The 15160-nt window shown below is 36.6% G+C and carries 12 protein-coding genes and 1 riboswitch; of the genes, 11 read left to right on the top strand and 1 reads right to left on the bottom strand.

What is annotated here, in order from left to right; all coding sequences use genetic code 11:
* The first annotated feature begins 235 nt into the window (after positions 1 to 235).
* Positions 236 to 4453: an S-layer homology domain-containing protein gene (locus LO754_RS21710; protein WP_231785238.1), complete on the top strand. Its 4218-nt coding sequence runs from the start codon at positions 236 to 238 to the stop codon at positions 4451 to 4453.
* A 160-nt stretch (positions 4454 to 4613) separates the two neighbouring features.
* On the opposite strand, the gene ytvI is transcribed toward LO754_RS21710, so the two are convergent.
* Positions 4614 to 5672 carry a sporulation integral membrane protein YtvI gene (ytvI, locus tag LO754_RS21705; RefSeq protein ID WP_024364578.1) on the bottom strand — a complete coding sequence of 353 codons (1059 nt, stop codon included), beginning with the start codon at positions 5670 to 5672 and terminating at the stop codon, positions 4614 to 4616.
* Between the two features lie 94 nt (positions 5673 to 5766).
* Between ytvI and LO754_RS21700 the strand changes: the two genes are divergently transcribed.
* The 10 genes from LO754_RS21700 to LO754_RS21655 all read left to right on the top strand — a co-directional run bounded on the left by LO754_RS21700 (position 5767) and on the right by LO754_RS21655 (position 14993).
* Positions 5767 to 6315, top strand: a complete 549-nt coding sequence (locus tag LO754_RS21700) for a hypothetical protein (protein ID WP_024364577.1) — start codon at positions 5767 to 5769, stop codon at positions 6313 to 6315.
* Positions 6316 to 6584: 269 nt separating this feature from the next.
* On the top strand, positions 6585 to 7130 hold the full coding sequence (locus LO754_RS21695) for a glutathione peroxidase (RefSeq protein WP_024364576.1): 546 nt from the start codon (positions 6585 to 6587) through the stop codon (positions 7128 to 7130).
* Between the two features lie 154 nt (positions 7131 to 7284).
* A riboswitch (cobalamin riboswitch) is annotated at positions 7285 to 7487 on the top strand.
* Between the two features lie 154 nt (positions 7488 to 7641).
* Positions 7642 to 8184, top strand: coding sequence for a hypothetical protein (locus LO754_RS21690; protein WP_231785237.1), 543 nt, complete (start codon positions 7642 to 7644; stop codon positions 8182 to 8184).
* Position 8185: 1 nt separating this feature from the next.
* Positions 8186 to 9145, top strand: a complete 960-nt coding sequence (locus LO754_RS21685) for an ABC transporter substrate-binding protein (RefSeq protein WP_024364574.1) — start codon at positions 8186 to 8188, stop codon at positions 9143 to 9145.
* 566 nt (positions 9146 to 9711) lie between these two features.
* Positions 9712 to 10479, top strand: coding sequence for a tyrosine-protein phosphatase (locus LO754_RS21680; protein WP_024361399.1), 768 nt, complete (start codon positions 9712 to 9714; stop codon positions 10477 to 10479).
* A gap of 155 nt (positions 10480 to 10634) precedes the next feature.
* A complete protein-coding gene (locus LO754_RS21675; RefSeq protein ID WP_231785236.1) occupies positions 10635 to 12002 on the top strand; it encodes an MATE family efflux transporter in 1368 nt (455 codons plus the stop codon).
* Positions 12002 to 12832: a putative RNA methyltransferase gene (locus tag LO754_RS21670; RefSeq protein WP_229387916.1), complete on the top strand. Its 831-nt coding sequence runs from the start codon at positions 12002 to 12004 to the stop codon at positions 12830 to 12832. Before LO754_RS21675 ends, LO754_RS21670 begins: the two co-directional genes overlap by 1 nt.
* An 88-nt stretch (positions 12833 to 12920) precedes the next feature.
* Positions 12921 to 13529, top strand: a complete 609-nt coding sequence (locus tag LO754_RS21665) for a lysophospholipid acyltransferase family protein (protein ID WP_024361396.1) — start codon at positions 12921 to 12923, stop codon at positions 13527 to 13529.
* A 59-nt stretch (positions 13530 to 13588) separates the two neighbouring features.
* The gene (locus tag LO754_RS21660; RefSeq protein ID WP_108030812.1) at positions 13589 to 14053 is read left to right on the top strand and encodes a low molecular weight protein-tyrosine-phosphatase; all 465 of its coding nucleotides are present in this window, start codon (positions 13589 to 13591) and stop codon (positions 14051 to 14053) included.
* A 220-nt stretch (positions 14054 to 14273) separates the two neighbouring features.
* On the top strand, positions 14274 to 14993 hold the full coding sequence (locus LO754_RS21655; RefSeq protein ID WP_024361394.1) for a YebC/PmpR family DNA-binding transcriptional regulator: 720 nt from the start codon (positions 14274 to 14276) through the stop codon (positions 14991 to 14993).
* The last annotated feature ends 167 nt before the right edge of the window (positions 14994 to 15160 follow it).

The following is a 15160-nucleotide window of genomic DNA, read 5'->3' as shown; positions in this document are numbered from 1 at the left end:
TAAATAAAAATATACAATAGCATCTATTATCGGATTATCACGATAATAGGTGCTATTTTTATTTGCAGTTAAGTCCTTTTAGTGATTTAAAATCGATTGATAATGAAAATAGTAATAGTTATTCCCTATAGAAATAATGCTAAAGTATCGTATTTGAGAGAAGTTTGAGAGTTACTATTGTTATGCTGATTACGGCATTCATTTTAGAAAAATAAAGAGGGAGAGGAGAAATAGAATGCAGAATAAGAAATTGATACATGTTGTTATTATTTTATTCATGCTACTTAGCTTGCTTCCAATAACACCAAAACAAGCAAAAGCAGCATCGTTAAAGCAAATATTTTTAGGACAACCACAAACGGTATTTTCGGGTACTCAGATTGCCTATGAAAGAAAAACAGTAGCTATTGGAAAAGATAGTGATGGTAAACTCCACATGGCAGGAATGTTGCGTACACAATCCCCTTTTACGATAAGTGATTTAAAAGGAGAACCGGTCTATCAATTACATACTGAAAGCCCGGAGATAAATGAATTTTATGGCACGGCACTGACTGATTTAGATGGTGATGGTAAACAAGATATTGTTTCAGCTGGACCAAATGGCGTTCAAGAAAGCCCTAATAATATTATTTTATGGAACCATGATAATCAAATATTAACGAAACAATCTACGTTTAATCTTTTTTCAAAAGCCTTTTATGGTACTAGTGTGCAAACGGGAGATGTCAATAATGATGGGAAAAATGATGTCATTTGGTTTACAACTGATAAAATATATGTCGGCATTAATAATAGTACACCAAATAATCCTTCATTCTCATTGATAGAGAATGTGGGTGTAGATAATCAATCGGGAGTTCAAAGTTGTTCTATGGGGGATTTTAATGGTGATCATAATTTAGACTATATTTGTTCGACAAATAATAAAAATCATAATGATTTATTTAAAATTGGACTAGGTAATGGCGATGGTACATTTCAGCTTGAAGCAGTACCTCAAAGATCGGATAGTATAGTCTCACTATATGTTGCTTCAGATGATTTAAATCAAGACGGAAAAGATGATTTTATATTAGCGAGAGGTAGTTTCCAATCGAATTCAATTGTAATATATGTAGGGCTTCGTAATAGTACGAATACAGGCTTTGATATAACGCTATTAAAACAAAGTGGATTTATCAATGGCTCAATAGCAATTGGTGATTTAAATAATGACGGCTACAAGGATTTTGCTCATACAACCAATGATGCAAATCAAACAAAATTAGATATTCACCTTAATAACGGGGCAGGTCAATTTAACAGTGCGCCTGATATTTCTAAAGATGGGGGACATATCAAGCAACTATTTATAGAAGATATGAATAATGATGGTGTTAATGATATTTTGACAGTTGGAACTAGTCAAGTTAGTTATTATCCAGTAAATCTATATAAAGAAGTTACTAATTTAGCGCTCGATCAAACGAATATAGCGCTTAAAGCAAATGCAACAAAACAGTTAACAGCTTTATTTACTCCTGCGGATGCAACATCTCAAGATGTAACGTGGGAATCTAGCGACTCCACGATTGCAGCAGTTGACCAAAATGGTTTGGTGACAGGGTTAGCAGAAGGTAGCGCTACCATTACGGTCACTTCAACAAAAGATGGCACAAAATTTGCAACATGTAATGTTTTAGTTGGCAATCCACCAACATTATCTAATTTAACTGTGAGTGAAGGAACACTAAGCCCTGCTTTTGCAGAAGACACAAATGACTATATCGTCCATGTAGATAATGCGGTAACTTCATTAAAGGTAACACCGACAGTGATGGATACTGCAGCTACAATAAAAGTACTAGATACAGATGTTACTAGTGAAAGTCCATCTGATGAGCTTTCACTTCAAGTTGGGAAAAATAGTATACCTGTCGTTGTGAAATCTATCGAGGGTATCGAAAATACGTATACTCTAACTGTAATCAGAAACGCAAGTAGCCCATTGGTTACAAGTGCTTCGACTACGGAACATAGCCAAACACAAAGCGGATTAGTTATTACATCAGAAGATGGAAATGCCGTTACACATCTAAAAATTAGTAATATTCAAGGTGGGGCATTATTCAAAAACGATGGTACAACAGTCATCCAAGATGGAGATTTTATTACCATTGCAGAAGGGAATAGTGGCTTAAAGTTCACGCCGACACAATATTTAAATTCAGTGGCAAATGATGTCTTTAGTTTTGATGTTGCTGCAGCACTTGATACAACAGATAGTGGCTTAAGTAATACGGCTCAAGCTACTATTACTGTGAGTGAAGTGAATGATGAACCAATCGCGACAGATGATACACTATCAGTGAAAGAAAATGCTAAAGCTAAAATCATCACGTTTGCTGAGCTGCTTGCTAATGATAAAGCAGGTCCAGAAAACGAAAACAATCAAAAGCTTAGCATGAAATCTGTTGATAATGCAGTAGGCGGAACGGTAACGATTGAAAATGATGAAATTAAGTTTGCCTTTGAAAAGGATTTTAAAGGTCAAGGGAGCTTTAACTATACAATTGTAGATGATGGTACAACTTCCGGATTAATTGATCCGAAAGAAGCAACAGGAAATGTCGTTTTTTCTGTACAAGAAAACCAAATACCTACTGTCAATGAACCGATTGCAAATCAACAAGGTATTGCAGGTGGCGATGTTATCTCCTTGGACTTGTCAAATACGTTTAAGGATTTAGATAATGATTCTTTGACATTATCCGCAACCTCAAATAAAGAAGCAATTGCAACAGTCTCAATCAAAGATAATAATTTAAAAATTAATCCATTATCAGCAGGCCAAGCTACTATTACTGTGACTGCTGAAGACGACTTTGGAGGCAAAGTTACAACTGATTTTGAAATAACGGTTGTACAACAATATACTGTTACCTTTGAAGTGAATGGCGGTAGTAAAGTGCAAGCGCAAAAAGTAAAAGTAGGAGCTGTCGCTACAAAACCAAGCGAAAATCCAACAAAAGCTGGATACACTTTTGGCGGTTGGTATATGGATCGTGAACTGACGAAGGTGTTTGATTTTACAAAAGGTATAGTAGGCAATACAACGGTCTATGCGAAGTGGGAAGTGATATCTAGTGGTGATGGTGGTTCTTCTAGTACTCCGTCAACGTCGGAACCTACTCCAAAGCCGACTCCTACAGAAGATGTAAAAGTACTTGTTAATGGTAAAGAAGAGGCCATTGGTAAAGCGACAAGCACACAGGTAGGAGATCAAAAAGTAATGACGGTAACGGTAGATTCTAAAAAGTTACAGGAAAAACTAGCGGCAGAAGGTAAAAAAGCAGTTGTGACTATTCCTGTAAACAAGGATGCTGATATCATTATTGGAGAATTAAATGCTCAAATGGTAAAAAATATGCAGAATGAGCAAGCATTAGTAGTTATTCAAACACCAACAGCTTCTTACACATTGCCAGCTTCACAAATCAATATAGATGCAATTTCTACAGAAATAGGAAAAGATATTTCACTTGAAGACATTAAAGTACAAATCGAAATTGCGAAGCCTACAAACGATATGGTGAAGTTTGTAGAAAATGTGGCACAACAAGGTAATTTCTCTTTAATGGTTGCACCTATTGAGTTTACTGTAAAAGCGGTAAGTACTATAAAAACGGTTGATATTACAAGCTTCAACGCTTATGTTCAACGAACAATAACGATACCAAAAGACGTGGAAGCAAGCAAAATTACAACGGCTATCGTCGTTAAACAAGACGGCACAGCACAACATGTACCGACAAAAGTGATACAAAAAGAAGGAAAGTACTATGCGGTTATTAATAGTTTAACAAATAGTACGTATGCTCTTGTTTGGAATCCTATTGAATTTACCGATGTGGCTAATCATTGGTCAAAAGAGGCTGTGAATAATCTTGGCTCTCGAATGATTATTAATGGAGTACGTGAGGGCATATTTGCACCTAATCAAGATATAACACGTGCACAATTTGCTGCTATTATAGTCCGTGCGCTCGGTTTAAAAACAGATGACCTTACTAGTCATTATGCAGATGTAACAACAGATGCATGGTATGCAAGCTATATCAATGCTGCAAGTGAATACAAGCTTATTCAAGGTTACAGCAATGGTCACTTTGGACCGAATGATAAAATTACACGTCAGCAAGCAATGACAATTTTAGCGCGTGCTTTGTTGTTAACCGATATAGATACAACGATTTCAGAGCAAGAAGCGGCAACTATTTTAGCAGCGTTTATAGATGAAGGACAAATTGCTGAATATGCTAAATCTCCTATTGCAGTTGCAGTAAAAACAGGTTTAGTAACAGGTAAGGCAAATAAAACAATCGCGCCAACTGCTAATATTTCGCGTGCAGAAGTAGCGGTAATAATCGAACGCTTCTTAAAGAAAGCAGAGCTTATTAATTCAAAGTAATAGACAATAATATAGGGCACTTCTATTTATCATGAATAGAATGTGCCCTGTGTTTATTTTTATTTGTCGTTGGATAGAGCCGTAAATCATAGCTTAGCGAGCTACTTACGTCTTGACGTCCACCATTTTTCAAGCAACTGTCCAATTTATTTCACATCTGCTAGATTTTAAAATTGATTTTAATAACCCCTGTTTCTTTTAATGCGAACAATAAGATGATAACAAATGGCCCTACAAGTAAGCCGATGATACCAAATAGTTGTAGACCGACAAACATCGCTATTAATGTTGGCAGAGGAGATAAACCAATATGTGCGCCCATTACTTTAGGCTCGACAGTTCGACGAATAATTAATAAAATAGCTGCAAGAACAAAGAGCTTAATGGCAATCGATGTATTCCCCATCAACAGGTGGTAAGTTCCCCAAGGCGCTAAAATAATAATGGAGCCGAGGAACGGGATAACATCAATAATCCAAATAATAAAAGTCATTGTTAGCGCAAATTTTGGTTGAATAAGGAGTAATCCAATAAATGTAACTCCGGCAATGATAAAGCTAACAAGAACTTGTGCCTTCATAAAACCGAAAAATGCATCTTTTAAACGATTCGTAATAATTTTTAATTTCTTTTCTGTTGATGGCTTTAAATATTTATAAGTTATCTGTTTTAATTTAGGTAAATCGAGCATAAATAAAAATAGAGCAATCATATAAACGAGAAGACTAATAAAGAGGCTTGGAATTTGTGAAAAGAAGGTCGTAACTTTGGTATAATTAAAGAAGTTTAAAAAAGATTCTTCAATTTTCTTAATAAAGTCGGTTGCCGTTTTTTGAAGTGAGGAACTCACTTCAGTAGGAAAGTCTTCTGTATATTTTGAAATATTCTCTTGCATATGCCCCCACATCTCAGATAGCTTAGAAATATAGTAAGGTGCTTGTTTGGAAATGGAAATTATTTGCGACATTAGTTGGGTAATAGTAAAGTAACAGATAATAGAAATAAAAATAACACTTACTATGTATATAAACGCAACAGCTATTTTCCGAGACATTTTCCATTTTCGTTTAAAAAACATGACAATGGGTTCCAATAAAAAAGCTGTAATACCCGCTAATAGTATGGGCACGGAAACTGGTATGATAAAATATGCAGCTACTAGTAGGCATATAATCGCTAGCGTTCGTATAATCAACTTTCGAGTTATAGATCTATTCATAAGCTCTCCTTTTTATCATTAATTTAAGTACAGTGTAACACAATAAAATTAAAATTTAAAAACGTTCTGAAAGTAATGAAGGTAGGGATAAATCATGGAAAAAGAGATTTTAGAGCTTTTTAGTAATTTAACAGAGCGTGACCGTGAAATTGAATACGAGTCTTATAGAAAATTGATGAAGATTGTGCAAGAACCAGTTGATTGGACATATGCAGTTTGGGAACAACTTGTTAAAGCCCTTACATATAATAATGGACATGCGCGTGCGCGTGCTGCACAGTTTTTATGTGCGTTAGCAGCAAAGAGTGATCCAGAAGAGCGTGTTCTTGATGATTTTCTAAAAATCTGGGCAGTGACGTATGATGAAAGTAAAGTAACAGCAAGACAGGCATTACAAGCAATCTGGCAAATTGGGCTTGCTGGACAGGTTCAAAGAGATTTAATTGTTTCTTATTTAGCGAAAAGGTTCCAAACTTGTATGGATGAAAAACAACCAACACTTATTCGTTATGATATAATTGTCTCTTTTAAGAAGTTATTTGATGCTACTAATGATCATAAACTATTGGATATTGCGATGAGATTAATTGAAGAAGAGCAAGATACTAAATGTAAAAAGAAATATAAAACAGCCATCCGTTAACATAGCGAGATGGCTATTTTTATGGCGAGCGAGTTATTTTGAAGAAAGAAAAGTTATTGTTATAATGAAAAAAACAGTATTTTTGATTCATATAAATATAGGTCTTATTTACTTATCTGGAATTTAGTATGCAATAGTTATTAAATTTCTAAAAGCGACAAAACCATTTGTTGAGGAATAAGCAACATAATTATTCACGCAATATACAGGGTGAGGGGTTATAGTTGGTCATTCTATATAAAAAATAGTAACTAGAAAGGGTCGAGATAATGGGTATTTATAATTATTTAGTAAAGAAGCCAAACGGTGAAATTTTATCAATGGAAACGTATCGTGGAAAGACGATGCTAATTGTCAACACAGCTAACCAATGTGATTTTACATATCAATTCGAAGATTTACAGAAAATGTATGATAAATATGGCGAGAATAATTTCGTTGTGCTTGGTTTCCCTTGTAATCAATTTGGAGAACAAAACCCAGAAGATGGAGCAAAGACGATTAAACTTTGTCAAATTAACTACGGGGTAACGTTCCCAATCTTTGAAATAGTTCAGGTAAATGGCGAAGGGACACATCCATTATTCAATTATTTAAAGCACGAAGTAGATTTTCGTGAATTCGGTAAAGCCAATATGCAGGAAAAGATGTTAGCGGAATCAATTATCCAAATCGCTCCTAGCTTTTTAGATGGGCGTAATATTCGCTGGAACTTTACGAAATTTTTAGTAGATAATCAAGGTAATATAGTGGAACGCTTCGAACCAACCGATTCCCAACTAGATATTGAGCAAGCAATTGAAAAAATTTTATAGCTAGCTCTTTTAGTCAGAATTATTAGGAAAGAATAACGAATAGCTGGTCACTATGTAGAAATAGTGCTAAGTACGGTGTGGATATATTCGATTATGCTTCAATCTCATAACTATTTTTTTAAATCCATATATGATAAACTGCTATTCAAGTGAATAATTCTTGCAGAATAATGGTGCTAATTTTAGCATAATCGGGAATTCGGTGTAAGACCGAAGCTGTTTCCGCAACTGTAAGTACAAAAATCATAATACATGCCACTGTCCAAAGACAACAGGATGGGAAGGCTTTATGAGCGCTACGAAATGAAGGTAGCTAATTGTACGAGCCAGGAGACCGACCGTTATTTAATGTATAAAAACTCTTCGGAAGCTAGGAGGATATACGGCAAATACATTAGCTGTCTTCGTTAGACAACACTATATATGCTATTTTCGTCGTTCCCTAGGGAGCGACGTTTTTTTATGCACATTTTAAGCAAAATCTGTTCATGAAAGAAAGAAGGGATTACAGATGAAAAAAGATGCGCGTTATTCTTGTTACCCGTTCATGTGTGAAAAAATATCTACAGTTGATTTTGAAATCCGTACAGATAGTTTAACAACGCATATCGGTGTAGCATTGGCTGCTGTAAAAGCCGAAGAAGTTGAAGTAGTCGGGGCAGATTTATTGACTATTTTGCCAATGGCATACCATGTCAATGGCTCGGTACGTGGCAAACTTGCGGTAACGGAAGAAGATTTGTCATGGCTCAGTGATCGGTATGATTTTTATGTAGGACATGTAAAGGAACAAATTCAAAATTTTGTTTTGCCACAAGGCACTGGGGCTGCAACTGCGCTTCACTTATGTCGGAGTGAGGCAAAAAAATCGTACCGTGTGCTACACAAAGTGTCAGAGGAAAGGGAAGTACCGGCCATTCTTTTCGATTACTTAGGATTACTAGCTAATGTATTTTTTGTTATGGCTGTTTACATGAATCAACAGGCTGGAATCGCTGAAATCCCGTTTATTAGCAAATCATATCCAATGAAGAAAAAGAAGGAGAATGAATAAAGTGAAAAAACTATTAAAATTCCAATGGCTTACTGTGTTAATGCTTGCGCTTGTATTGACAGGATGCGGCACAGCAGATAAAGCGAAAAATGACGATACATCTAAATCGGACCAACAAGTTGAGCAAAGTGGCTATAAAGTTAAGGATGATCGCGCTGTAGAAGTAGCATTTGATGCAGTACCGAAAACTGTTGTGTCATTACAACCAAGTAACACAGAAATTTTATTTGCACTAGGTGTTGGCGATAAAGTTGTCGGAGCTACAGAATATGATACGTACCCAGAAGAAGCAAAAAACATCGAACGTGTGTCAGATTCAGTGACATTTAATAGCGAACGAATTGTAGCCTTAAAGCCAGATGTTGTCATTGCGTACTCTACAGGAAATGAAGAGACACTAGATGCACTAAAAGGTCTTGAAGATGCAGGTGTAAAAGTATTTGTTATTCAATCAGCTGCATCATTTGAAGATGTTTATGGAGATATTCAACAACTTGCTGAAGTGATGGGTGTACAAGATAAAGGCGAGCAATTAAACAAAGAGATTAAAGCGAAAATTGCTGATGTTCAAGCAAAAGTAAAAAGTGTAGAAACACCAAAAAATGTTTACTTAGAAATTAGCCCAAAACCTGATATTTATACAACAGCAGCCGGTACTTTCCAACAGGAAATTTTAAATGCTGCAAATGTCAACAATGTATTTGGTGACCAAACAGGATGGGTAAAGGTTGCAGAGGAAGATGTTATTGCGAAAAATCCTCAAGTTATTTTAACAACTGTCAACTATGTAAAAGACCCAGTAGGGGAAATTCTAGGACGTGATGGATGGAATACGATTACAGCTATTCAAGATAAAGCAGTAAATGCTATTGATACAGATATTTCAAATCGTCCAGGACCTCGTATCGGGGAAGCTGTTGAGATGGTTGCAAAAGCTGTATATCCTGAGTTATTTAAATAAGGATAAACGGTAAAAACCTTTCATAATAGCTTAGGCAAAAGAGAAAAGAGGCTGGGACATAACCTTAAAATTCTAAATAGAGGTACATTGGTTTTGATAAATTTTTGCTAAGAAAATATATAGAACATATTTACTATTATTTCTTTTGCAATGAATAATAAATTAGAAGGGTTCCCTAGTTGTTGGTAGCGGAGGTGGTGACTCTAGCGGGAAAAGAACATTATGTTAGACGCAACAGACCCCGCGTAGCGAGGGTTGCGGCTTACGGTGTGCCCGCAGAAAGCACCGCCGAAGCGGACAATACCGGCGCAGCAAAAAAGTGTTAGATTGACTGTCATCAATCTAACACTTTTTCTCTTTTTTCCATTATTTGTTTTTGCTATGCCGTTGTTGCCTGCTGGCATTTCTTCCTTTGTAGAAAGTATTTGCCTTAGCGGACAATAGCGTTATTCATGTTTTAAAATAAATATAGTTGAATAAATAAGGCATTGGATAATTGGTATTATCTTTGTTTGTTCTATAAAATAGAAGTAGAAATGATTGCTAACATAAGGGAGGCGTAGTGGATGACACAGTTTGACATGAAAGTTATTCCGTTTGAGGCAGTCTTGAATTTCCGCGACATGGGTGGCTATAAGACTAGGGATGGTCGTATCGTAAAGAATGGCTTGCTATATCGTTCAGCTGCACTTGGTAAGATGACACAAGCGGATAAGGTGCGCTTTGAAACATTAGGGGTAAAAACAATTTTTGATTACCGAGATGAACACGAGGCACGAAATAACCCTAATCCAACATTCAAGGATGCAAAGTATATTCAAATTCCTGCAAAGGGAAATCATGCGTTTGAGATGCCAACAAATACTGGTGGTCACAATTTTTATAAAGTTGTAAGTCCTGAGATGTTTCGAGATTTTTATGCACAAATGCCATTTAACAATGTATCATTTAAAAAATTAATGGCAACAATCCAAAATCCAGATAATCTAGGTCTAGTTCATCATTGTGCAGTAGGCAAAGATCGAACAGGTATTGGAGGAGCTCTTATTTTGCTAGCATTAGATGTGCCAGAGGAAACCATTATGCAAGACTATTTAGAAACAAATATTTACTTACGCCCAATGGTAGAACGCATGGCACAGGCAATCCAAGATACTTTTAATGATCATGAATTACAGCAGTTTCACGCACTAATGTCAGCTCGCGAGGATTATTTGCAAGCCGCCTTTGATGCTATGGATAGTAAATACGGTTCAAAAAACGTATTTTTAGAGCAAGAATTTGGCTTAACAACAGAAAAACGACAGCAATTACAAGAATATTGCTTATGTTAATAAGACACCCTTTCACGCCATGCAGTGAGAGGGATTTTTTTGTAGCTATTCAATTATTTTTGTATTACCTATCCTATACAACAAGCCAATCTGTGATAAGATACAATAGATTTTTATGTAATGGATAGAGAGAAGTGAAGTAGTTGGGACATGCGATGAGAGAGAAACATTCGACCGACCAGTTTAGTTTATTTCATTTAACATGGCCGATCTTTTTGGAAGTTTTTTTATTTATGTTAATGGGATTAGCCGATACATTGATGTTAAGTGCTTTGTCGGATAATGCAGTTTCAGGTGTTGGTGCTGCCAATCAATATATTCATATTGCGATATTAATACTTGAAGTGGTGGGCAATGGTGCTGCAATTGTTGTATCGCAATATTTAGGTTCGAAACGCTATTTAGAGGCTACAAAAATTTCGGCATTAGCAGTTACGATGAACGTAATTGTTGGGCTTATTATGAGTATGATTTTTTTCTTCGGCTCAAGCCATTTAATGACGATGATGAATTTAAAGGGCGATGTTTTGCAATATGCGCAAAGCTATTTAGTCATTATAGGTAGTTTTATTTTTTTACAGGCTATTATTAATGCGTTAGCAGCCATTATTCGTGTCCATGGTTGGACGAAACAGACCATGTACGTTTCGCTTGGAATGAATGTTATTCATGTCCTCTTAAATTACGGATTAATCTTTGGAAATTTTGGACTGCCACAATTAGGTGTTAAGGGCGCTGCGATTTCCTCCATTATTAGCAGGGGACTAGCGGTACTTGTTTTTTCGTGGCTGTTGTATCAGGTGATGGAGATCCGTGTGAAGATAGAATACTATTTCACCTATTCAAAAGAATATGTCCGAAAAATTTTAAATATCGGTTTACCATCTGCTTTTGAGCAAGTGCTCTACCAATTTTGCCAAATTGTCTTCCTTTATTACGCAACCTATATAGGTGCTGAGACGCTTGCAGCAAGGCAATATGCCATGAATATTTCAATGTTTACATATTTATTTGCAGTTGCAATCGGTACAGGGACGGCGATTATTATAGGTCGATATGTGGGGGCAGGTAAAAAAGATGAGGCCTATAATCAATTATGGGTAAGCGTGCGCTCAGCTTTTATTTTCACGATACTTATGGTGAGTGTTGTTACAATTTTCCGTACGCAGTTCATGAGCCTATTTACAGATAATCCAGAGATTATCGCAATCGGCGGATCTGTTTTAGCATTAAGTATATTGTTAGAAACAGGTCGTACAATGAATATCGTCGTTATTAATTCATTACGTGCTTCAGGTGATGCAAGGTTTCCTGTTAAAATCGGATTTTTATCAATGGTATGTATGAGTTTGCCACTTGGCTACTTATTTGTATTTGTTTTAGATTGGGGATTAGTAGGAATTTGGTTAGCTATTTCAGCAGATGAATGGATGCGTGCTATTATCGTATACTTTAGGTGGAAAAGTAGAAAATGGGAGCGTTTTGCCATTGTTTCGCCAACAGAAAAAAGGAGGGAAATATAATGGGGGCCATTTCTAAACGAGCTGCAGGAGCGGCATTAATAAATGCAAATATTGAGCTATTTGCTTGTCCAATTTGTCAGGAGTCCATGCAAGTGTATGAGCAAGGGAGGTTGATATGTACAGCAAACCATTCTTTTGATATCGCCAAGCAAGGCTATGTCAATATGCTAACGCATGGAGCAACCTCTAAATATAGCAAGGATCTTTTTGAATCCCGTAAAAAGATAATTGATAGTGGGTTGTACGATCCTCTAGAGGAGAAAATAGCAGAATTAATAGGACAAGCAAAAACGGTGCTGGATACCGGCTGTGGAGAGGGTTCGCATTTAGCTCGCATACTGTCTGAAAGAGATAGTATCGGTGTAGGCATTGATATTGCAAAAGAGGGAATCCTTGCTGCTGCTCGCCATTACCCAGAGCAAATTTGGTGTGTAGGAGATTTAGCGAAAAGTCCCTTTGCTAAGCATAGCTTTGATGTCATATTAAATATTTTGTCCCCAGCAAATTATGAAGAATTTAAACGGCTACTTACAACTGGAGGGTGCGTTGTAAAAGTGGTTCCGCAAAGTGGTTATTTGCAACAATTACGAGCGCAGCTTTACGCTGATTCGACTAAAGAAACGTACTCCAATGAGCAAACGGTCGAACGCTTTCGTGAATGTTTTACAAAGGTTACAGTAGAACGCATTACTTATACGGTTCCACTTGCTGCAATGCTTGTACCAGCATTGCTTGAAATGACGCCAATGGGCTGGCATAAAGCACAGCAAACAGCAGTGGACGTCAGTGAAATAACGATTGATGTTGATATCTTAATCGGTCAGGTCTAAATTAGAGCGATTTGACTTGGACAATTGCGGTATACAGCACTTTTCGATTACAATAGTAATAACTATTGAATAAGGTAGGAATAAAACAGTGTATAAATTTACGGCAAATCTTGTCAAATTAATATTAAAATTAACAGGTTCAAAGGCTCGTGTATATGATGCGCATAACTTACCGAAGGAAGGTGGGTTTATTATTGCGTGTACACATACAGGCTATGTGGATATATTAAATTTAGGTGTTGCGGTCATGCCTCGTGAAATTCACTTTATGGCGAAAAAGCAATTGTTTGATATCAAAGGGCTAGGATGGCTTATTAATCATTTAAATGCCTTTCCTGTTGATCGTGATAATCCCGGGCCAAGTGTAATCAAAATTCCCTCACAGTTGCTGAAAGAGGGGAAAATTGTTGGGATTTTCCCATCAGGTACTCGTAATTCAGAAGGAACAGATTTAAAGCAGGGTGCTATCACGATAGCACAACTGTCCAAAACTCAAATCGTTCCAGCCGCTTACGTTGGAGCGCGAAATGCTGGCGATGTCTTTAAACGAGGAAAGGGTTATCTTATCTATGGAGAGCCGTTTTATGTGACAGGTAAAGGAAAAGAAGGTCGTGAGGAATTTACACACCATCTTGAACATGAGTTAATTGCGTTAACAGAAGAATTGAATAAACGCATTGCAGCAGATAAAAAATAATACAGGAAGCACTCAGAATCTCGTTGATTTTGGGTGCTTTGTCGTAGGAGGTATTTTTCATGATTCATGTACTTTTTGTTTGCCTAGGGAATATTTGTCGCTCGCCAATGGCTGAGGCAGTCATGCGAGATTTAATAGAAAAAGCACAGTTGACCGACAAAATTGACGTAGATTCCGCTGCAACAAGCTCATGGCATATCGGTGAGCCACCCCACCGTGGAACACAAGACAAGTTACGAGAATATGGTATAGCGACAAAGGGAATGCAAGGAAGACAGCTACAAAAACATGATTTTGATCAATTTGATTATATTGTAGGAATGGATGAAAATAATGTACGTAATATTTTTACGATGCTAGGTAATCCAGATTCACCGAAGATTTTTCGTTTTTTAGATTTAACGGACCATCAAATGGATGTACCTGATCCATACTATACAGGTGATTTTCAGGAAACTTATGATCTAGTATTAGAGGGCTGTCAGGCATTATTAGAAAAAATTAAGTTTGACAACAAGTTATAGGCACTAGCTTCACGGTTATTTTTGCCTTAAAATGGTAAATATTATGTAATTTCCCCATGTGAAAAGATTACCTTAAACATTGGCATATCTAGCTTTGAAGGCATCAATATGTTATTATTTGCAGAGTAAAGATACGAAAAGTATTTAAATACCATTTGCAGATGTGTAAATGTGCATCTATGATTTTTATAAACTTTATTTTTGAAAGAGAGTGGAAACAATGGGTCGTAAGTGGAACAATATTAAAGAAAAGAAGGCGTCAAAAGACCAAAGCACAAGTCGTGTTAATGCAAAATTCGGTCGCGAAATTTATGTAGCAGCAAAATCAGGCGAACCAGATCCTGAATCAAATCGCGCTCTTAAAGTTGTTCTTGAACGTGCTAAAACTTACAGTGTTCCTAAACATATTATTGAAAAAGCGATCGAAAAAGCAAAAGGTGGCGGTGACGAAAACTTCGACGAATTACGCTACGAAGGTTTTGGACCGGCTGGCACAATGCTAATCGTGGATGCTTTAACAAACAATGTGAACCGTACTGCATCTGATGTACGTGCAGCATTTGGTAAAAACAACGGTAACATGGGTGTAAGTGGTTCTGTTGCGTATATGTTTGATTCAACAGCAGTTATTGGTTTAGAAGGTAAGACAGCAGATGAAGTACTTGAAATTTTAATGGAAGCAGATGTCGATGCTCGTGATATTCTTGAAGAAGAAGATACTGTTATCGTTTATGCTGAGCCAGATCAATTCTTTGCTGCACAAGAAGCGCTGAAGGCGGCAGGTGTTCAAGAATTTACCGTTGCAGAGCTTTCAATGCTTCCTCAAACAGAAGTGACATTAACAGGTGACGATATAGCAAAATTTGAAAAACTAATTGATGCTTTAGAAGATTTAGATGATGTACAAAACGTTTACCATAACGCAGATTTAGGTGAATAGTTTTTATTATCAGTCAGGCCTGTAGCAAACCTTTGCTACTGGTTTTTACTTGCTCCCGCAAAAAGCCTTCCAACTCTAAAAGAGTTTCGTCGCATAAAGATTAAGAACCAGTGGATAACATAGTTTTTAGAAAATGCTTTTTGCGTAGGTTCGGAAAATGGGCACAG

The organism is Lysinibacillus sp. GJ-1 (genome assembly GCF_021166035.1).
In the GTDB taxonomy this organism is placed as follows: Bacteria; Bacillota; Bacilli; order Bacillales_A; family Planococcaceae; genus Lysinibacillus; species Lysinibacillus sphaericus.
Note: the sequence above shows the minus strand (reverse complement) of the source record. Positions and strands in the feature narration are given on the sequence as shown.